Raw genomic sequence first — 21,771 nt, forward strand, 5'->3', positions numbered from 1 at the left:
AAATATTTTTTATAAATCGTAGACGCGCCTTCTTCGGCTTCCCGCAGGGTACACCGATGGACACAGATAGATTTTTCGTTGGTGACAACAAAAGTAGTTAAAGATAATTTCCTTTGCTTAATTTGGGAATTCGACTTTCGAGTTGGATTAATGACTATGAGTTTGAATTTGAAAATCCTCAAATGTTACCTGAAAACCATCGCTTTGGGGACAGGCACATACTAATCCTACTTGCACTGTTGGTTGCTGAGTTAAGTATGCCACCTCTAGTTTAATGTAATCTGTGCTATTAAGTGAATATAGTATTTCTACGGTGTCGCCTCGGCGCTGCAATCGCAACCATAAGCAATCAGGATTCTGTGCTAATGGTAAAATTGACCAGTTGGAGTCGTTGTGAGTGACAATAGCGCTGACGTAATGTAAATCGCTGACAAATTCAATGCTGGATTTAAGCCAAGTTTTTTCATCTATGCGAATCATCAATCCTGCGTGATCGCATGAGTTTTGATAATTGCCGATAATTTTGACTTGAGCAGTAAAGTCCCCTGTAACTTCTTGATAATAAAAATTGCCGTTGTCACGGATACAATACTGAGTTCTACGCCAAAAATCTGTTTTTGCACCAGCAGTAACAGTAATAATGCCCTCTTGTTGCTCCCACACTGGTGGTTCATTATACCATTTCATAAGCATAAGCAGAGCTTGAGTAATATTGTGTAGGTTTTAATACTATTGTTTTATTAAGAGTAGCAGTGATTAAACTTCATCCATGTGGATGATTTTGTTAACATCCATACATAGAAGTGTATGTTTATTAAGCTATGATTTATCAACTCAAGCTTTAAAAATATTCTACCCGTGCATCAAAACCGCGATCGCGTAACTGACTAGAACGTCTTTCGGCTTCGGGGCGATCGCGAAATGCGCCAGCATTGACATAATCTCCCAGTTTTGATTTGACTGCAAATGCTTGGGGCACAAATTGACGAACTTGCTCAAGAGTATTGACATCGCGAATTGGTACAATTACCACATAGCGGTTTTCAATATTGGGGTTTTCTCCTCCTGTAGAGTTGTTATTAGTTAATCCCAATGCTTGCCAGGTTTGAAAATCTACAAATCCAGTGGGATTGAGTCCAGCAGTTTGCTGAAATTGGGCAACACCATCTCTAGTTTCTGTACCGTAGTAACCTGTAATCTCGCGATTAAAGAGCCCCTGTTGACGTAAACTTTGTTGCACGGCGACAACGCGCGGACTGTTTTCACCCAAACAGATAAAACCGCTTGTTGATGAACAACCAGAAGTTTTGTTATTGGCATAGTTTGCATTGGTGGATATTGCTGTCCAAGTTTGTCCATCGACAATACCATTAGCTGTGAGTCCGTAATCACGCTGAAAACGTACTACAGCATCTTTGGTGACAGAGCCAAAATTACCTGTAGGATTCGCTTGAAAATAACCCAACTGTGCTAAATTCTTTTGTAATTGTAATACTTGCGGACCTGCATCACCTTCATTCAAGGCATTGGGATATTTATCAATTCCACCAACACTATTACTTGGTCTTGATGCCAAACTGGTACGTATTATTTGCAAAGTGTTTGCACCAGCCACACCATCAGCTTGCAATCTTTTAGATTGCTGGAATCGAATCACAGCTTGCTCTGTTTCTTGACCAAAATAACCTGTTACCAGGCCTTTATAGTAACCCAATGTTCGCAAAGATTGTTGTAGTTGTGTGACTGCTGCTCCCCTACTACCTACCTTGAGAACATTACTACTGCTACTGTTAGATTGCCGAGGTTGACATGCAGCTTGCAATGCACGTTGAGTTTGTGGCCCCACTTGGCCAATTGTAGGAATCTTCTTTGCTTGCTGGAATTTTTTAACAGCATTTTCTGTCAAGGGACCAAAATTGCCATTGATTGGGCCATTGTAGTACCCTAACCTTTGCAAACATCTCTGAATACTTGTGACTTGGGGACCGCTATTTCCTCTTCCTAGTGCTAATGCTTGCCCTGCTATATTGAGAAATGCCAAAGTCAATGCTACAGATAAAAGCCGCATTGTCGCACTATTAGATAACTTCTGCTTATTCCAGTCACTCATAATTATTTAAATAGCAGATATTAGAGTTTTCGTCCCGGATGTCTCCGTGTATATTTATTACCCAAATATTTTTAATTAGCTTACAGTAGTATTAGCACTGACATATTTTAAGTTGTATTTACGAAAAAATATACCATCTTCTATGGAGTTTCCATGAAAAATTAATTTAGTCAGCTTGGTACAAATATTTAAATTTTTTTATACAAGATTCATACAGTTACAGTGTTCCGATTTTTACGTATAAATACATACTTCACCCTTTATCCTTCATCCTTCTTCACATAGCGATCACTCTGGGTAAAACTAAGATAAAGGTAGTAGAGGCTGCTGTACTTTCGACACGGATTGAGCCTTTTAAATGTTTGACCAGCTTCTGCACTAGTGCTAATCCGAGTCCAGTGCCACCATATTGCCAAGGATTATGTTGAGGAAGGCGGTAAAATGGGTCGAAAATACGTACCAGTTCATTGGTTGCAATTTCAACACCAGAATTGCTAATGCTAATCTCTACAGTTTGCTCTGTTGCAGATGCAGTAACGGTAATTGATTCGCCCGCAGGAGTATATTTACAGGCATTGCTGAGTAATTCTGTAACTATATGTTCTAGATGAGTAATATCTGTTTCCAAAAGCGGCAGTTCCGCAGCCAGATGCAAAAATAACTGTTGTTGCTGACAAATAGTCACTTCTCGAAAAGATTCCACAATCGGAGGAAGCCAACTGTTGAGATCAATCGTGATTACAGTTAAAATATCAGCTTCCGCTTCTAAATATGTAAGTGAGAGTAAATCGTTAATCAGTTTGCTTTCTCGCTGACACTCGTTCTGTAAAATCTGTAATAGTTGTGACACTATGTCTGTATTAAATACTGTTTCTTGCTTGATAATTGCTTCTAGAGTTTGTACAGCTAGGCTAATACTGGTGATTGGTGTTCGCAATTCATGAGAAAGGGATCTGAGAAATTCGTGTTTGAGGTTTTCAAGTTTTTCGAGTTGGTTTACTTGTGTCTGGGCTAGCTGATAAAGTCTGGCTTGACGAATCGCGATCGCACATTGATTCGCTACTTGCTGTACTAGTTTAATTTCCCATTCTGCAAACAGTTCTTGAGTGACTTTAGTCAGCCAAATATTTCCCATCACTATTTCGGCATCAAAAATGGGACAAGCTAGCTGTGTCACTACAACTAAATTTGGATTCCAATCTCGTAAAACTTCACTAAATTGCAGTGACTGTTTTTGTAATAGTGAGTGATACAGTTCGGGAAAATCTCTAACCCATCGTTTCATTCCTTGGTACACAGGAGGGATGATAGTGTACTCGTGGGCAACAGTAGTGAAAGTCTGACTATTATCATATAATTCAATGTGACAACGCTCGACCTGCAACACCTTTGCTAATTCAGCAATAGCAGTTGCTAAAATCTTTTCTGTATCTATATAATCACGGATTTGCTCAGTGATATTTTGCACCAAGCATTTATGCTGCAACTTCATTTCGGTTTGCAGATACTGCACCCGTTGATGTAGTTGTGCCTGTTGGATGGCAATACTAAGTTGGGTTGCTAATTGTTTGAGTAAATCAATTTCTACTTGTTGCCATTGCCGTGATTCACAACAATGCTGGGCAATTAGCAATCCCCAAAGATCCTGCTGGCATAAAATTGGTACTACCAGATTAGCTCTGATCTGCAAAGAGGATAAGAAATCTATCTGACAAGGATGCAGCCCGGCAGCATAAATATCTTCTATAATCTGGATACAACCCCGCTTGTAGCGTTCTGCGTGCTTGGCGCTAAAGCAAGTGTCTGTGATCTTCATTCCCAACAATGGCTTACCCGGAACAATAGTAGATTCTGCAACTATAGTCCCGCTACCATGAGAATTAAGACGGTAAATCAGTACGCGATCGCTCAATAAGAACCTGCGTGATTCTGTAACTGTGAAATTCAGAATCGTATTTAAATCAAAAGATTGGCAAATTCGTTGAGCGATCGCACTCAATATTTGATTAGGATTACTCCCATCTTCTAAATCTTTACCTATTTGGAATTTATGACACGCTGCTTGTGTAAACTCTGCGGTGGATTCCGATGGATTAATATTCATGTGAGAGTCCTTTATTGTGTTTACTGACTCTACTAGGCCTCATCTCCGTAACATAATATGTAATTGTGATAGATGCCTTAAACTGCTTTAGACAAAGCATTTTCAGTCTGTGTTGACCGAAATTTTATCGTATGCACTGCTGATGAAAAAGTTAATAAAGCTTATACTTGATCAACCTAGATAAGTCCTGCTTGTTAAAATCCAAAATCTATTTGCAGGTAAATGGCAAAATTATTTAAGTTATTTACTTAATCTTTTTTAGTATTTTTGCATACATTCGCTGCACTAAAATTTTCCATTTAACTAAAATTTATAAATCTTAATATTTATATACTGATATTATGTCCGCTTGAAACCTATATTGTCGCGTAGGCTGGTAATTGGATTATTGCCTAATAGTTGTGCTTGCAGTCAGAATATAAAATAATAGTTTACTTTAGTAGACTTCAACTATTAGCCTGGGAATTCATTCCCAGGTAGATCATGTTAACTAATAACTGATAACTGATAACTGTTAAAAACGTTCCATCCCTTCTATTGCCTTAAACTTCTTACCACTCTCATCCATAGCCTTTGCAGCTTCTCCACAGGTGCGCGGCGTTGGGAAAATCTTCTCTGGATTCGCTAAACCTTGAGGATTAAAAACTTGCCGTATCCATTGCATAGTTTCTAAATCAGCTTCCGTAAACATCTGTGGCATATAACATTTTTTATCTGCACCAATGCCATGTTCACCAGAAATACTACCGCCAACTCTCACACATAACTTCAGAATTTCTCCTCCCACTTCTTCCACTATTTCTAATGCACCAGGAACAGAATTATCAAAAAGAATCAGTGGATGAAGATTGCCATCCCCAGCGTGAAATACATTCGCTATTTTATAACCATATTTTTGACTCAATGCCTCAATTTCTTGTAACACATAAGCTAATTGAGTCCGGGGAATTACCCCATCCTGCACATAATAATCTGGACTCAAATGTCCAGCAGCAGCAAACGCGGCTTTACGTCCTTTCCATAACTTGAGGCGCTGTTCTGGATCATTAGCAGAAGTAACATGACGCGCACCATTTTGTTTACAAATTTCCGCAACTTTTTGTTTATTTGCTGCCACTTCTACTGCCAAACCATCGATTTCTACTAACAAAATTGCTGTTGCATCACGAGGATAAACATTTAATGCTGTCACATCTTCCACCGCATTGATGCTGAGGTTATCCATAATTTCCATCCCACCAGGAATAATCCCCGCACTGATGATGTCAGAAACACTCGCCCCCGCCGCTTCAATACTCGTAAAATCTGCTAGTAAAACACAGATTGATTCTGCACTTTTGAGGATTCGCAGCGTAATTTCTGTAGCGATACCTAAGGTTCCTTCCGAACCAACAAATATACCCGTTAAATCATAACCAGGCATTTCGGGGATTTCTCCACCTAAATCTAAAATTTCGCCTTCAGGAGTGACTATTTTTAACCCCAAAACGTGGTTGGTTGTCACACCATACTTGAGACAATGCACACCCCCAGAGTTTTCCGCAACGTTACCACCAATCGAGCAGATAATTTGACTAGAGGGATCAGGAGCATAGTAAAAACCAGCACCACTTACTGTTTGTGTTACCCAGTTATTAATCACCCCTGGTTGGACAACAACAAGCTGATTCTCTAAATCTACATCAAGTATTTGCCGCATCAAAGACGTGACAATCAAAACACTATTTTCAATGGGCAAAGCCCCACCTGATAAACCAGTACCAGAACCACGGGCAATAAAGGGAACAGCATATTTATTGCATATCTTTACTACCGCCGCCACCTGTTGAGTAGTTCTCGGTAGCACCGCCACCGCCGGGCGTTGGCGATAGCTAGTCAGTCCATCGCATTCATAGGTGATCAGTTCTTCGCGGCGTTGGACTACACCATTTTTACCAACTGCTGCTTCAAATTCTTTGATGATGGGTTGCCAGTTGCGTTGTTGTTTGTCTTGGGTGAGCATAGGTTTTGTGGAAAGATGCGATCGCTTGTGTGAGTTGGTCTAATTAATATTGTTACAGGTGTTTTATTGAATCAACTAACTTAGAAATATCGCTCTCAAGTGGTGGGTAAACTCATGGTTGAGCAACTTTTAATCAATAATGATGATTACTACATACCAGACGCTAGCCAGCTAGTTACCGAAGATGATACACCTGTGGATAATTTTGCTTCTGCTAAACAACAACGCTTGTTAGTTAGCTCTCTTTACAGTTCGTTACAAAACCAAACTTTTCTAGCTGAGTCTAACGTAGGCATTTACCATACCTACAGACAACCCGCCATTGTACCCAATGTTTTTCTCAGCCTTGATGTGCAAGTGCCACAAAACTGGTGGGAAAAGCAAAATCGTTGCTACATGCTTTGGGAATTTGGCAAACCTCCAGAAGTAGCGATTGAAATAGTTTCTAATAAAGAAGATGATGAACTGGGAAATAAACTACGAATTTATGAACAAATGCGGGTAAGTTATTACGTAGTATATGACCCCACCCAGCAATTAGGAGAACAACAATTGCGTGTTTATGAAATTAGGGGAAGACGCTACTCCGAAACTTCTGAAACTTGGTTAGAACAAGTCGGTTTAGGCTTAACCCTCTGGCAAGGTGAATTTGAAGGTAGGCAAGATATGTGGTTACGGTGGTGCTACCAAGATGGTACGCTGCTAGCAACTGGAGATGAACGTGCAAAAGTTGCTGAACAACGGGCTACGCAATTAGCTGAAAAACTGTGATCGCTTGGCATAGATCCAGAAAATCTCTAGAGACTTGTATAAAATTTAAATCAAATATCTTGCCAAGTCTTGCTTGTAAGCTTATTATATAACTAACGTTCGATATAAAATTTTTCTGTATCAATGCCGAAGATTGTTGATCATGAACAGTATCGCCAAGAATTGTTGATGAAATCCTTTGATTTATTTGCTGAAAAAGGCTATGCGTCAATCACGATGCGCGAGATCGCTAAAGGTTTAGGGGTTTCTACCGGAACACTTTATCATTACTTTCCTAGTAAAGAAGCCTTATTTTTGCAGTTGATTGAAGAATTAACAAAGCAGGATATTCTCAATTTTCTGGCTGAAGCAGGAGATGCCCAAACTTTAGCAGAACGCATCAAAACTTTGATGAATTTTATTGCGAAAAACGAAGACTATTTTTTTAAACAAAATTTACTAATGCTTGATTTTTATCAGCAGCAAGAACGAACTGAGGTGTTACATAATCAAACTCTTAGAAGAGTTTGGGATGATGCCATACAAGCACTTGCCAGCTATTTAGAAATTGAAGATCGAGCGATCGCTGAGTTTATATATTGTTTTGTTAACGGCTTAATTTCAGCACGAATGTTTGAAAGCGATACCATTTCTTACACAGAACAAAGCGAGTTGCTGGTAAACATGTTAACTGCCTATCTAGAAAATAGACAAAAGGAAACTTTATCTGAAAAAATCAGGAAATAAACATGACTCAACAATTTCTCTCAAACCCTTCTACTCAAAAACTGATCGGATTAGTAATAACAGCCACTGCCTTGACTAGTGCGATCGCATTCTATGGCATCTCCCAAGCTGGCTTACTCAGCAAATCTGAACCTCCACCTGTAGAAACTCCTCCTGTCAAAAAAGTCACAGCCCTCGGACGCCTGCAACCAGAAGGAGAAGTCATTAGCTTATCTGCACCTTTAGCGCTAGATGGCGATCGCTTAGATAAATGGCTTGTCAAAGAAAGCGATCGCGTCAAAACAGGACAAGTTCTGGCAATTTTAGATTCTCAAAAACCCTTGCAAGATGCCGTCACCCAAGCCAAAGAACAAGTGAAAATCGCCCAAGCTAAACTAGCACAAGTAAAAGCAGGGGCAAAAACCGGAGAAATTCAAGCACAGCAAGCAAATATTAATCGAATTCAGACAGAACAAGCTACAGAAATTCAGGCACAAACAGCAACCATAGCCCGTTTAAGGGCAGAACAACAAACACAAACCCAAGCCCAGAAAGCCAATATCGGGCGTTTAACAGCAGAATTGGCGAATGCCAAATTGGAATTCCAACGCCATCAAACACTATATCAACACGGGGCAATCTCTGCATCTTTACTAGATAGCAAACGCTTAGCATTCCAAAGCGCACAACAAGAACTAGCCGAAGCCCAAGCCAACCTTCAACGCATCCAAACATCCCGACAACAAGAACTAGCCGAAGCCCAAGCCAACCTCAAACGTATTCAAACATCTCGACAAGAAGAATTAAAATCAGCGAAAGCAACTCTTAACCAAATCGCCGAAGTTCGTGCTGTTGATGTACAAACAGCACAAGCAGAAGTAGACAATGCGATCGCCACACTCAAACAAGCACAAACAAACCTAGAACAAGCTTATATCCGCGCCCCATTCCCAGGACAAATTCTCAAGATTCACACCCACGCCGGCGAAAAAATTGCTGATGCTGGGATTGCTGAACTCGGACAAACTAACCAAATGCTAGTAGTAGCAGAAGTATATCAAACTGATATTGGCAAAATTCAACTTGGGCAGCAAGCAGTAATTACCGGACAGGCTTTTTCTGGAGAGTTGCGAGGAAAAGTTTCACACATCGGCTTGCAAGTGAACAAACAAAACGTCTTTAGCAACCAACCAGGAGAAAATTTAGATCGCCGCGTAGTTGAAGTCAAAATTCACCTCAACCCAGAAGATAGTACACGAGTAGGTAGTTTGACTAACTTACAAGTGCAGACAGCAATTGAGTTGTAGAGTTTTGTCCTAATTTATAACGAATGTTTGATATAGATGCAATCAACAAACTTAGGAGATTTGTGAATATGCTGCAAGCAACTTACTTGTTACTTTGTATTCTTGGCTTAGCTTTACCTTACTCTCATTTCATTGCATTTCTGTTAAAACACGGTTTTAACATCCAGTTACTTTTGGAACAGCTTTTTGCTAGCCATATTTCTGCTTTATTTGGCATGGATGTAATTGTCTCAGCAGTAGTTCTTTTAGTCTTTATCTTTTGGGAAGGAACACGCTTAAAAATGCGTTTTCTCTAGTTTTATGTTCTCAGTATTCTGACGATTGGTGTTTCATTTGCCCTTCCCTTATTTTTACTCATGCGACAACACCAGTTAGAAAAACGAAAAGATTTTTCTAATTCAATTATCCAGTCATAAAATGATTTGTTATTTCCAACAAAGGAGACTTAGTATGTTTCGAGTTACCGGATATATTTTGATTGCTATTAGCATCATTCATGTTGTAGTTGGCGTCTGGATTTTTGCTGATCCGCTTACAGACATAATTCAGAATGGAATATTTAATACAGTTGCTCCTAATCCATTTGCTCCTTACTTTGATCGAGAAGATGCCTTCTGGTTTATGATAGCTGCCCCACTACTTTTGACTTTAGGACAACTATGTTGCTGGGCGGAAACTCAGAGAATCACCCTACCAGCTTTTCTCGGTTGGAATCTTCTGGCAATTTCTCTAGTTGGTGTATTTATTGAGCCTATATCAGGTTTATGGCTGTTGATATTACCAGCTTTTCTTATACTCATAGCATCACAAAGAACTACCACCAAACTCCTAAATCTACAGAATATGAAGATTCAGTCTTGTAGAACTTTCCGAGTTTGGTTTCGACTGTTCCGCAGAAAAATTCATCCTTGGTTCACTTTAGTTACAGTTGGTTGCAAAATCATTTACTCCTGTGGAATTAAACAGGATCAAGAGAAAGTCAGCTTCTTGCTAGCAATAACAAAAATCGACTTCGTAGGTGTTTATCAACTTTTAAATGATCTACTCTGGTGAAACCATGATGACTACCGAGTTTAACCTACTGCAAGTATCATAAATTGACGAAGCAAGCGCAATTTTAGCAAATACATTTAACGACGATCCTATTTTTGATTACTTCATTTCTAAAAGCGATCGCTCAAGAATCAACATCCTAAAAACATTATGCAAAATAGCATACCTTCAAAGATAACGAAAATCGAATCACCCATCTGTGTGCATCTGTGTGCATCGGTGTTCGTTTCTTAAAAAAATTTGTCACACCCTTAACTCACCTCAAACAAAAACTTAAACTATCACCATGCTTCCTAAATTCCTTCGCCGCATTCCCTTGGCATGGCTGCAATTAAAAAAAGAAAAAACACGCTTAGCAGTAGCCCTTGCAGGCATAGCCTTTGCCGATATGCTGATGTTTGTACAACTGGGACTTTTAGATGCCCTCTTTGATAGTGCCACAAAGCCTCACCAAAATTTACAGGCAGACTTAGTTTTAATAAATCCCCAGTTTCAAACATTGTTCTACGTCAAAAGCTTTCCAAGAGAAAGATTACAGCAAACCTTAGCTTATGAAGGAGTAAAATCTATTCGCCCCTTATATGCTGATATTGCCCAATGGCGCAACCCAGAAAATCGGTTGAGTCGGGGGATTTTGGTATGGGGAATTGATCCAGCCAACCCACCCTTTGATCTACCTGAGGTAGACCAGTATCTAGATCAACTGAAACTACTAGATCGGGTATTATTTGATCATGCTTCTCGCCCAGAATACGGTCCCATCCCAGATTTAGTAAAACAGCATAGTAGCGTAGAAGTAGAGGTGAATCAGCAAACAGTACAAACAGTAGGTTTATTTCAGCTAGGCGCTTCCTTTGGTGCTGACGGTAATATAGTGGTCAGTGATTCTACGTTTCTCAAACTTTTTCCTAACTACCAGCCCAATCAAATAGCAGTTGGACTAATTAACCTTGAATCTGGTGCAAATGTAGAAAAAGTGCGATCGCAACTCCAAGCAAGTTTACCAAACGATGTCAAAGTAGTGACTACCCAAGAATTTGCCCAGATAGAAATTAATTATTGGGGAAATCAGGGAATCGGATTTATTTTTGGTATGGGAGTAGCAGTAGGGTTCATCGTCGGGATTGTAATTGTTTACCAAATTCTCTACTCTGATGTTTCCGATCACCTGCCAGAGTATGCCACCCTGAAAGCAATGGGATATAGCGATCGCTATCTCATGACCATGTTAATGCAAGAAGCTTTATTATTAGCAGCATTAGGATTTATACCCGGATTAGCACTTTCGATAGGACTCTATCAGATCACCTACGCTGCAACTTTACTTCCCATTGCCATGAAACTCAACCGCGCCATATTTGTGCTGTCCCTAACAATAATTATGTGCAGTGTTTCCGGTGCAATTGCTATGCGAAAACTCCGCGCCGCCGATCCCGCAGATATGTTTTAAATAATTGTTGTTTGTTGATAGTTGTTTGTTGTTTATAATAAGAACTCATCGCTAAATATAAATGATGCAACCTGTAATTTCAATTAAAAATCTCAATCATTACTTTGGGCAAGGTAATCTCTGCAAACAAGTATTATTTGACATTAACTTAAATATATATGCAGGAGAAATCGTGATTATGACTGGACCATCTGGTTCAGGTAAAACTACATTATTAACCTTGATGGGTGGCTTACGTTATGCACAAGAAGGAAGCTTAAAAATATTCGATCAAGAAATGTGCGGAACTAGTAAAAAACAGCTAACACAAATTCGTCGTCAAATTGGTTATATTTTTCAAGCCCATAACCTGTTGACATTTTTAACAGCAAAACAAAATGTCCGCATGTCTCTAGAATTACATGAAGAGATGCTAAATCAGGCTTTAGACGCCAAAGCAACTACGATTTTAGAACAAGTTGGTTTAGGAAATCGTGTTAATTATTATGCCGAAAAATTATCAGGTGGACAACGACAAAGAGTAGCGATCGCTCGGGCATTAGTCAGTCATCCTAAAATAGTTTTGGCAGATGAACCCACCGCCGCCCTTGATAAAAAATCCGGTCGAGATGTAGTAGAATTAATGCACAAATTAGCCAAAGAAAAAGGTTGTACAATTTTACTTGTTACCCATGATAACCGGATTTTAGATATAGGCGATCGCATCATTTATATGGAAGATGGCTATCTCAAAAATGAGAGTACAGGTACACTTGTTTCCAATCAAGTCGACTAATCTATAAAATGATCAATGACCAATAACAAATGATAAATGACTAATTTTTTATCTTAACTCTCAAGAGTCAAAGATATTTTTCCATCACTGATTTCCAAACTAGATATGCTTCACCATTCAAATGTAAACCATCTTTTGTATACCTAGTATCCAATTGGTTTTCTGAATCTAACAAAAGAGAGAACAAATCTATATACAGATAATTAAATTTTGTTGCTAGTTCTCTCAGCCCTGTGTTTAAATTTAAAATTCTGTTATTATCTTGCCAGTAAGTATCAACCTGATTATTAACAGGTAAAACACTTTGAATAAAAATTTCTGTATTTGGTGTTTTCTCATGAAACTTATACAAAATAGTTTCATATATTTCTAAAATTTGAGAGACTGATTTGGGAGTATTGATTAAATCATTTATACCGATCATTAAAAAAATTTGTTTTGGCTTTCCTGCCAATATTGGCTCTAAACGATGCAATACTCTCTCTGTTGTGTCTCCAGAGATACCTCGATTTTTCACATTGATATTTGACAATAATTCTATCCATTCTCCTTCATCAGTAATACTATCACCCAGCATGATAATATCAGATTCCGATTGCGGTAGTTTTGTAAATTGATTTAACTTATGCCAATAATAAGGAGGATAACTATTTAGAACACTAGGTTTATTTATATTCAAAATATTCTTTACTTTGGTCACTATATTAAATAATCTAGTTTGCTCACTAATCAAAAAACTTAAAATTACCAAAAGAAAAATGTTAATAACAGAACTTAATAACGTTAGTGAAACTTGCTCTATCATAGCCATTACTTAACACCAACAACGAATGACAAATGATAAATGACGATCCTCGCATTTAACTTTATTTGTGTCGACCTACTTTATATTTAATTGCTATATTCAGAATTACCTATAAAACTCTCGACTCGCTGCCATGCTTTTTCCAGCAAATCTGGAGATTCAACATCAAACCACTCAATTTGAGGATAAGCACGAAACCAAGTGCGTTGACGTTTTGCAAACTGTCGAGTGTGTAAAATAATTAATTCTTTTGCCTTATTTAAAGAAATATCCCCAGCCAAATATTGCTTAATCTCCTGATAGCCTAAAGTATTTAACAAAGGTAAATCCACACCATATTTCTGGCAAAGATTCTCCACTTCAGCGACCAAACCATCTGCAATCATTTTCTCAGTACGTCGTGCAATGCGATCGCCCAAATGAGCAACATCACAATCTAAACCGATTTGCAAAATCGGATAACTTGGCGGATTTTCTCCCTGTTGTTCAGAAATCGGACGACCAGTAACGTAAAATACCTCTAATCCTCTTAAAGTCCTGACAGAATCATTGGGGTGAATCTTTGCTGCGGCAACGGGATCAACTTGTTGTAGCATAGCGTAGAGTTGCATTTGACCAACAGATGCCAGCTGCGATCGCAACTCCTGTTGTGGTGCTACTCTCGGAATCTTCATCCCCTGAGTAATCGCACGAATGTACAAGCCAGTACCACCCACCAGGAGGGGATGGGGAGGTGGGGAGGTGGGGGGATGGGGTGATGGGGAGTGTGTAGACGAGGCAGTGCAGTGGACTCCTTTCCCGGCATAAAGGAGCCACTGCGGTGGACTCTTCTCCCGGCATAAAGGAGCCACTGCGGTGGACTCCTTTCCCGGCATAAAGAAAGAGGCGTCACGTGGCGTCACCTGCCGTGCGCTTTGCGCGGCTTCCCGTAGGGTGGAGTGTGGGGAGTGAAGATGTTCTCCCTTGTCCTCCGTGTCCCCCTTGTCCCCCCTGTCTCCCTTCTCCCCTCCCAAGATTAGGGCTTGCGCTTGCGCCTGGTAATCTGCTACAGTCATGACTTCTGTAGGATTGCATATATCTATCAAATAGTGTGGTACTAATTTCTGTTCATCCACAGTTGGTTTTGCTGTACCAATATCAAATTCTCGGTATACTTGACGGGAGTCTGCACTCAGAATTACAGTATCTAATCGCATAGCTAAAGCTAATGCTAAACCTGACTTACCTGTTGCCGTCGCGCCACAAATCACAATTAATTTAGTCATTTGTCATTTGTCAATGGTCAATTGTCAATTGTCAAAAGTTAGTTGTTAGTTGTTAGTTGTTAGTGGTTTACTACTCCTCCAAGTCGTTCCCCTTATCTGATTTGTCCCCTGACCCTCTTCCTCAATTTTTAATTTTTAATTTTTAATTTTTAATTGTTTTGTCTCCCTTCCCCACACTCCCCCAACTCCTCATACTCCACATACTCCTCATAATCCCTTTCTTAGCATGGGGTTGGAACCCCTACTTGAATTTATCAGCAAATAGCCCTACAGTCGCCTATAAGGCTTTTGTGTTAGAATTTTGGAGTGTTTTTTAATTTTTCGCCTTTTGGCGATTTCACCCCCACATATCAGGAGAACTTTCATGACGAGCAGTTACAGTGCCGAACAGATTCAAGTTCTGGAAGGTCTGGAAGCCGTCCGCAAGCGACCGGGGATGTACATCGGTTCCACTGGTCCACGAGGACTTCACCATTTAGTTTATGAGGTGGTGGACAACTCAATTGATGAGGCTTTAGCAGGCTACTGCACCCATGTGGAGGTGGATCTCAACGCTGATGGTTCTGTTACTGTAACAGATGATGGTCGCGGTATTCCGACTGGAATTGTTGCCAAAACAGGAAAATCAGGTTTGGAAACTGTGTTAACGGTACTGCACGCCGGGGGAAAATTTGGCGGCGGCGGTTACAAAGTTTCTGGAGGATTGCACGGAGTTGGTATTTCTGTTGTTAATGCCTTATCTGAATGGGTGGAAGTGACGGTTTGGCGAGATAAGAAGGTTCATACCCAGCGTTATGAACGGGGTATCCCCGTCACTGAACTGATTGTCAAGCCTTACAAAGATAATCGCACCGGCACTTCCGTCAGCTTTCAGCCAGATTCGCAAATCTTCACCACTGGTACAGAGTTTGACTATACTACTTTAGCAAGTCGTCTGCGGGAGTTAGCCTATCTCAATGCGGGTGTCAAAATTACTTTTACCGACCACCGTCTGCAATTACTTAAAAGTGACCAGCCTAAGGTAGAAACTTATGAGTATAAGGGCGGTATTCGTGAATATATTACCTACATAAATGCTGATAAGCAGCCACTACACGAAGAGGTAATCTATGTACAGGGAGAACGAAATAATGTTCAAGTAGAGGTAGCATTGCAGTGGTGTACTGATGCCTATACTGATAATGTCTTGGGCTTTGCTAACAATATTCGTACTGTTGATGGCGGTACACATTTAGAAGGCTTAAAGGCAGTTCTCACCAGGACACTGAATGCGATCGCCCGCAAGCGTAACAAAATCAAAGACAGCGAACCCAACCTCAGTGGTGAACACGTCCGTGAAGGTTTGACAGGCATAATTTCTGTCAAAGTTCCCGATCCAGAATTTGAAGGACAAACAAAAACCAAACTTGGGAACACAGAAGTTCGAGGAATTGTTGATTCTTTAGTGGGGGAAACTCTCACCGAATACTTAGAATTTCACCCCAGCGTCGCTGATGCAATTTTAGATAAAGCGATCCAAGCCTTTAAAGCTGCCGAAGCAGCCCGTCACGCCCGCGAGTTGGTACGCCGCAAGTCGGTGTTGGAATCTTCGCCTCTACCTGGTAAACTAGCAGACTGTTCTTCTCGTGATCCTAGAGAATCGGAAATCTACTTGGTAGAAGGAGACTCAGCAGGTGGTTCAGCCAAACAAGGACGCGATCGCCGCTTCCAAGCGATCTTGCCTTTACGTGGTAAAATCCTCAACATTGAAAAAACCGACGACGCTAAAATCTATAAAAATAATGAAATTCAGTCGTTAATTACTGCCCTGGGTTTAGGTGTCAAAGGTGAGGAATTCGATGCTTCCCAGCTGCGGTATCATCGCATTGTGATTATGACTGACGCTGACGTCGATGGCGCACATATCCGGACGCTGTTATTAACTTTCTTCTATCGTTATCAACGGGCATTAATTGAACAGGGTTATGTCTACATTGCTTGTCCTCCACTATATAAAATAGAGCGGGGAAAAAATTACAAGTATTGCTACAGCGATCGGGAAAAAGACCAATACATCAGTCAACTTCCAGAAAACGCCAACTACACCATCCAACGCTTCAAAGGATTGGGTGAAATGATGCCTGAACAACTTTGGGCAACTACCATGAACCCAGAAACTCGCACCCTCAAGCAAGTGGAAATAGAAGATGCAGCTGAAGCTGATCGCATTTTCACAATTTTAATGGGTGATCGTGTTGCACCTCGTCGTGAATTTATTGAAACCTATGGTTCTAAGCTTAACTTCACCGATTTAGATATCTAGATGGGAAGGGGACACGGGAAGTGAGATAAGCGGGACAAGGAAGAATATTCTGGATAGATTCTCCCTTGTCTTTACATCTGGTGAGTCCGTTTTATCTTTCGATTCCCGCCTCTTTATTATCCTTACTTTCTCAGGTGTATAGCGATCCTATTTGATTTTTGTGGGCATAGCCTGCGCTTTGCACTTCAAAACTCGGTACATGTTTATTTCTTCTTCCCTGTTCCCTCGGATTTGCTATATATTAGAAAAATTCAACATTGTTTAACAATTGTATCCAATAAAGAATAAACATTATTTGTTGAAAAGTAGTTATAATATCAAATTTTTAAATCATGCATCACGCTGTCTTGTTACAAATTTTTAGCTTGCTCACTAGTTAATCAACATTCACCCAGATTGTAAACACAGAATTTATACAAGCTTTTAGTTTACACAAGCTACGTAACTGTATGAGAAATCATTAAGGCGATCGCACAAAATATCAAAAAATTTTTAAAATTTTCCAAAATTCGGATAGTCAAAAGTCATCTTCTAAGCTACAACTTTGGGTAGAGTAACAACGTAGGCGCTTATCAGAACGGGTGCTGGTAAGTTACACTGTCCAAGCTTTAGCAGTCTTGCGTAAACTCAAGGATATGGAGTGCTACGTGATTTTGATACCTGAACTCAAACAATATGGTTTTTGCTTTAAGCAACTAACTGAACTTTATTTTCCTGACAGATGACGTATCATCATGGTGACTAACAGACAGTTAATCTCTTTATACTCATAACTAGAGAGTCTATAAGTATATAGTACGCATTCATACTATGCAATTTTGTTCTCAGTAAGCTAACATCAGTAGACTTAGCTGTCAAATCTTTTCTGAATTGATTAAAATATCGGTGTGTACAATAATAAGAGTTTGTCAAGTTGCAAAGGGTTGAATTTTTACTAATGCGCTAACCTGTGATTAAGATTGAATTAGTCATATCTCAAAACTTTCGGTCTTTCGGCTGATTCTGCCAAAGCCTCAACTCCTCAGTTAGGGTGATTGGCTATTTTACAGGTCGAGTGCTTTTATCAAAGCGCAACGACCTAAAATAGGGGAACTAAATCTGTAGTCTCACACTAACTCTAACAAATATGAGAGTGGCTGTTACCAAAAGACAAATGTAAATCCCAAATCAGTAATTTATTAAGGAAGTGTAAAAATGAATGCGCTTTAGCGTTTCAATAAAGTTAAGCTCAAAGCTACTGTTCCTGTTAATGTTGTCAATCACACATAGGATCTGATACAAGTAGGTTTACCTAATTTTTAAGGTAATGATGATGCTACAAAAATTCCAAAAAGTTTTGAGAAAATTCAAGTGTATGGGTGTCATTTTCAACGTCTTTTTGGTACAACAGGCTTTACATTACCTCGCTTTACCTTACTTAATTAGTTCATGGATGCCACACAAAGAGAGTGCAATTTCTGTGAAACAGGCTACAATCGGAACAGTCTTTACAAAAAAAATCTTCCAAGAGTCATAATTATTTTGTATGGAGTGGTAAATTTTTTTAGCAACATGAGTCTTTTTTAGACCAGTCAGTAGACACTTGTGTTGCCCGGCGACACATATCTAAAGTTTACTAAGAATGAGGAAATTTACCTTTGGGAGTACTGCTGTGGTAGAAATAAATACAGAGTTTAGAACTTCCAACTTGAGCCGGGGATCTATAATAGTGTCCTCTCAACAGAAGGTAAAACTTCCGAAATTATCTTTCAGCCAAATTAGCTAACAACCCTCTTAATCACAAGGCAATATAGCTTATTAAATTAAGAGTGGTAAAAAGATCTTGAGTAATTGATTCTGCAAGGAGCATGAGGAACGCGGCATGAACCAGGCTAACAACGTACTCGATACCATTGATTATCAGCCTGACCTAGAAATTGAGATAAATCAGCCTGAGCTTGAGTTAGAAGAACTCTTGTTGGAAGATGAAGAGGACTTGCTGATCGGTGAAGAAGGCGAACTCGATGAAGAATTTTTAGAACCTCAGTCTGATGAGGACGACGCAAAGTCTGGGAAAGCCGCAAAATCGCGTCGTCGGTCACAAAGCAAGAAAAAGCACTACACCGAGGATTCAATTCGCCTTTACTTGCAAGAAATAGGTCGAATTCGTTTGCTTCGGGCTGACGAAGAAATTGAACTAGCACGTAAGATTGCAGATTTGCTGGAATTAGAGCGAGTGCGTGATAGACTGCAACAGCAGTTAGAACGTGAACCTCAATACAGTGAATGGGCAGAAGCAGTACAATTGCCCTTGCCACAATTCCGTCATCGGCTACATGTTGGTCGTCGGGCAAAAGACAAAATGGTGCAATCTAACCTGCGTCTTGTAGTTTCAATTGCCAAAAAGTACATGAATCGTGGTTTGTCTTTCCAGGACTTGATTCAGGAAGGTAGTCTTGGTTTGATTCGCGCTGCTGAAAAGTTTGACCACGAAAAAGGTTACAAGTTTTCTACATATGCTACATGGTGGATTCGTCAGGCGATCACCAGAGCGATCGCTGATCAATCCCGGACAATTCGTTTACCTGTCCACCTCTACGAAACTATCTCTCGCATCAAAAAGACTACCAAGTTGCTTTCTCAAGAAATGGGCCGTAAACCCACTGAGGAAGAAATTGCCACAAGAATGGAGATGACTATAGAGAAGCTGAGGTTTATTGCCAAGTCTGCCCAGTTGCCAATCTCTTTGGAAACCCCCATCGGGAAAGAAGAAGATTCCCGATTAGGTGATTTTATTGAATCTGATGGCGAAACTCCAGAAGATCAAGTTTCTAAGAACCTCCTGCGCGAAGACTTAGAAAAAGTCCTCGACAGTCTCAGTCCTCGTGAACGCGATGTTCTGCGACTCCGCTATGGTTTAGACGACGGTCGGATGAAGACTTTGGAAGAAATTGGTCAAATTTTCAATGTCACTCGCGAACGTATTCGGCAAATAGAGGCGAAAGCACTTCGGAAGTTACGCCACCCCAACCGTAACAGCGTTCTTAAAGAATATATTCGGTAATTGTCATTCGTCCTTTATTAGTCCTTTATTATTAGTCATTTGTGCAAAAACAATAACAAATCACAAATGACCAATGACAAAAAATAAAGAACCTGGGAGTGTTAATTCACCCCAGGTTTTCATTTATCTGCATTAGTGATGTCCTATAAAAACTTCTGGTTCTAATATTTACATAATGCCCCAGAAGTGTAAGAAGCCTTGACCAGAAAATAATTCAATCAGACCAGCAGCTAAAAATCCGATCATCGCCAAGCGACCGTTCCAAATTTCTGCCTGAGGAGTAAAGCCCCAACGCCAAGAGTTGCGATCTTCTATTACAGAAGCTGTGATTTTTGTTGTATCTTGCATGATTAGCACTCCAAACTGAATTTATTAAAGTTTATTAGCCTTTGTTAACTAATATAACAACTATTATAAGAAATGCAACGTTTATGAAAATCTATCCTATTACATTGACTTATAGTACACATAGTTGTAATAACTTATCTAAAACATTCAATCTCCAGTAAAGCATTGTGGCAATATTTGCCGATATGAGATTAATAAATCCCTTCTGCCCTCTCTGTGCCTTTCCTGATAAATAAAAACTGGAAGTCCCATTTCCAAGGGTTATGGTTTCAGCGAGCTTAATACCTGTATTGTTGTGAAGCTCAATACGCCTCACTTATAGTATATCTACTTTTTGAGAATTATTAGCAATTAGTTTGAGAAAATTTTGATATTTAGGTATATTTTGCTGCATAATTTATACTCTGTACGTATAATTTTCATTGGGTGTAGTAGGGCTTAATAAAGAGTTAAAGAGAAATATTGCCCATACACAGCATAATCCTACTGTTCCTGACTGACTCGTGATATGAGGTTTGAGTAAAAACACGATATTCAACTATTCTTCATGATAATTTTAAATAACAAAGGTTAATTGCTGCATAATTTTGCGTTAATCTCTTCTTAAGATAACTTCCTAATCAATACCAACAATTACAAGTTTTGAAATGTAGTTAGGAGATAACCAAACAACTACAGCCACAAAATTTTCAATATACAAATCAATACATCTTTAGTTACTGTCTTTGGACAGCAACTGCTTGTACAAGGGTAGAGTATGTTAAAAAAAAGTGAGCAGCAAAGCAATACTCAAGTCAGACTCTTCAGTTTTGCTCGATTCAGAGTATTACTACCAATTATTTTATTGATATACACACCAGTAGTGATTCTTTTTGTAATTCTAAAGTTGCAAAATAAAGTACCTGTAGAGTACCTGACACGAGATCCATTAGCAGTTGCCAAAGCACCATTTTATTGGGGAGCAATTTCCAACTTTGGTATATTAATTTGGTGTGGTGCTGTAGTTATTTCTTTGTTCAGCTTTAAAATACTCCAAAATGTAAAAATTTGTAGTGAATTTTCTCATTTTTTTCTTTTTTCTGGAGTAATAACATCTATTCTGCTACTAGATGATCTTTTTCTTCTTCATGAAGAAGTTTTTCCCTATTATCTAAATATTTCTGAAAAACTCGTTTTCCTTGGGTATGGAATCCTGATCTCATTTTATTTAGTTAGGTTTAGGAAAACCATATTAAAGACAGAATTTATTTTCCTTGTTCTCGCTTTTGGCTTTTTTGGATTATCAGTATTTCTTGACTTACTTCCAGTCACAGATTGGCTTGGGAATGAAAATGAATACTTACTAGAAGATGGTGCAAAACTGCTGGGAATGATTAGTTGGCTTGCTTACTTCGGAAGAACTTGTGCAGAACAAATTCAACGAGTACTTCTACTAGAAAATAGTAGACTCAATAAATAGAGAAGATACCGTAGTTATAAGTAGAAGGCAGATAGCAGCAGGGAAAAAGGCTTCTGACTTAAAATATACACAGAGATGCGAGAGTGTGGGGATACGGAGGACAAGGAAGACAAGGGGGAAGATTTGTATCAAGAATTTTGTGGAATTGTATTAGATGCTGCGATCGCTTATCTTAACAAGAGCAAATACTTGATTCAAAAAACTTTAGTCAATCGAGGCGCAGTCGGACTAGCGCCTCTAAATTATGTACCGTGGCTCATCTGAAGTTTCAA

General features: G+C 39.4%; 17 protein-coding genes and 1 pseudogene. 11 read left to right on the forward strand and 7 right to left on the reverse strand.

Annotated features, from left to right (window positions below):
• Positions 1–147: 147 nt before the first annotated feature.
• From RS893_RS04110 to glcD, 4 genes are all read right to left on the reverse strand, one after another.
• Positions 148–687 (reverse strand): DUF1349 domain-containing protein, encoded by a 540-nt coding sequence (locus RS893_RS04110; protein ID WP_315789994.1) that lies wholly within the window; start codon positions 685–687, stop codon positions 148–150.
• Positions 688–841: 154 nt separating this feature from the next.
• Positions 842–2,110 (reverse strand): peptidoglycan-binding protein, encoded by a 1,269-nt coding sequence (locus RS893_RS04115; RefSeq protein WP_315789995.1) that lies wholly within the window; start codon positions 2,108–2,110, stop codon positions 842–844.
• 277 nt (positions 2,111–2,387) lie between these two features.
• Entirely contained in the window at positions 2,388–4,214 is a 1,827-nt protein-coding gene (locus RS893_RS04120) for a GAF domain-containing sensor histidine kinase (protein ID WP_315789996.1), read from the reverse strand.
• Positions 4,215–4,728: 514 nt separating this feature from the next.
• Positions 4,729–6,216: a glycolate oxidase subunit GlcD gene (gene glcD, locus RS893_RS04125; protein ID WP_315789997.1), complete on the reverse strand. Its 1,488-nt coding sequence runs from the start codon at positions 6,214–6,216 to the stop codon at positions 4,729–4,731.
• A 114-nt stretch (positions 6,217–6,330) separates the two neighbouring features.
• Here glcD and RS893_RS04130 point away from each other — a divergent pair, with 114 nt between their 5' ends.
• From RS893_RS04130 to RS893_RS04160, 7 genes and pseudogenes are all read left to right on the forward strand, one after another.
• Positions 6,331–6,987: a Uma2 family endonuclease gene (locus RS893_RS04130; protein ID WP_315789998.1), complete on the forward strand. Its 657-nt coding sequence runs from the start codon at positions 6,331–6,333 to the stop codon at positions 6,985–6,987.
• Between the two features lie 123 nt (positions 6,988–7,110).
• On the forward strand, positions 7,111–7,713 hold the full coding sequence (locus RS893_RS04135; RefSeq protein ID WP_315789999.1) for a TetR/AcrR family transcriptional regulator: 603 nt from the start codon (positions 7,111–7,113) through the stop codon (positions 7,711–7,713).
• Positions 7,714–7,715: 2 nt separating this feature from the next.
• Positions 7,716–8,999, forward strand: a complete 1,284-nt coding sequence (locus RS893_RS04140) for an ABC exporter membrane fusion protein (RefSeq protein ID WP_315790000.1) — start codon at positions 7,716–7,718, stop codon at positions 8,997–8,999.
• Between the two features lie 68 nt (positions 9,000–9,067).
• Positions 9,068–9,415: pseudogene (locus tag RS893_RS04145) on the forward strand (DUF2834 domain-containing protein).
• 34 nt (positions 9,416–9,449) lie between these two features.
• A complete protein-coding gene (locus RS893_RS04150) occupies positions 9,450–10,052 on the forward strand; it encodes a DUF6463 family protein (RefSeq protein ID WP_315790001.1) in 603 nt (200 codons plus the stop codon).
• 286 nt (positions 10,053–10,338) lie between these two features.
• Positions 10,339–11,502 carry an ABC transporter permease DevC gene (gene devC / locus RS893_RS04155; protein ID WP_315790002.1) on the forward strand — a complete coding sequence of 388 codons (1,164 nt, stop codon included), beginning with the start codon at positions 10,339–10,341 and terminating at the stop codon, positions 11,500–11,502.
• A 64-nt stretch (positions 11,503–11,566) separates the two neighbouring features.
• Complete coding sequence (locus RS893_RS04160) at positions 11,567–12,277, forward strand: DevA family ABC transporter ATP-binding protein (protein ID WP_315791862.1); 711 nt, start codon at positions 11,567–11,569, stop codon at positions 12,275–12,277.
• Positions 12,278–12,344: 67 nt separating this feature from the next.
• Here the strand turns inward: RS893_RS04160 and RS893_RS04165 are convergent, their stop codons facing one another.
• Together RS893_RS04165 and miaA are read right to left on the reverse strand one after the other, a co-directional pair.
• Positions 12,345–13,082: a GDSL-type esterase/lipase family protein gene (locus RS893_RS04165; protein WP_315790003.1), complete on the reverse strand. Its 738-nt coding sequence runs from the start codon at positions 13,080–13,082 to the stop codon at positions 12,345–12,347.
• Positions 13,083–13,168: 86 nt separating this feature from the next.
• Positions 13,169–14,347, reverse strand: coding sequence for a tRNA (adenosine(37)-N6)-dimethylallyltransferase MiaA (gene miaA / locus RS893_RS04170; protein WP_315790004.1), 1,179 nt, complete (start codon positions 14,345–14,347; stop codon positions 13,169–13,171).
• Positions 14,348–14,711: 364 nt separating this feature from the next.
• On the opposite strand from miaA, the gene gyrB reads away from it, so the two are divergent.
• Positions 14,712–16,649 (forward strand): DNA topoisomerase (ATP-hydrolyzing) subunit B, encoded by a 1,938-nt coding sequence (gene gyrB, locus RS893_RS04175; protein WP_315790005.1) that lies wholly within the window; start codon positions 14,712–14,714, stop codon positions 16,647–16,649.
• Positions 16,650–18,510: 1,861 nt separating this feature from the next.
• The gene (gene rpoD, locus RS893_RS04180) at positions 18,511–19,692 is read left to right on the forward strand and encodes an RNA polymerase sigma factor RpoD (protein WP_102151437.1); all 1,182 of its coding nucleotides are present in this window, start codon (positions 18,511–18,513) and stop codon (positions 19,690–19,692) included.
• Positions 19,693–19,860: 168 nt separating this feature from the next.
• On the opposite strand, the gene RS893_RS04185 is transcribed toward rpoD, so the two are convergent.
• Positions 19,861–20,040: a chlorophyll a/b-binding protein gene (locus RS893_RS04185; protein WP_315790006.1), complete on the reverse strand. Its 180-nt coding sequence runs from the start codon at positions 20,038–20,040 to the stop codon at positions 19,861–19,863.
• Positions 20,041–20,797: 757 nt separating this feature from the next.
• Here RS893_RS04185 and RS893_RS04190 point away from each other — a divergent pair.
• The gene (locus tag RS893_RS04190) at positions 20,798–21,499 is read left to right on the forward strand and encodes a hypothetical protein (RefSeq protein ID WP_315790007.1); all 702 of its coding nucleotides are present in this window, start codon (positions 20,798–20,800) and stop codon (positions 21,497–21,499) included.
• Between the two features lie 123 nt (positions 21,500–21,622).
• Positions 21,623–21,763 (forward strand): hypothetical protein, encoded by a 141-nt coding sequence (locus tag RS893_RS04195; protein ID WP_315790008.1) that lies wholly within the window; start codon positions 21,623–21,625, stop codon positions 21,761–21,763.
• The last annotated feature ends 8 nt before the right edge of the window (positions 21,764–21,771 follow it).

This window comes from Fischerella sp. JS2 (assembly GCF_032393985.1).
Taxonomy (GTDB): Bacteria; Cyanobacteriota; Cyanobacteriia; order Cyanobacteriales; family Nostocaceae; genus Fischerella.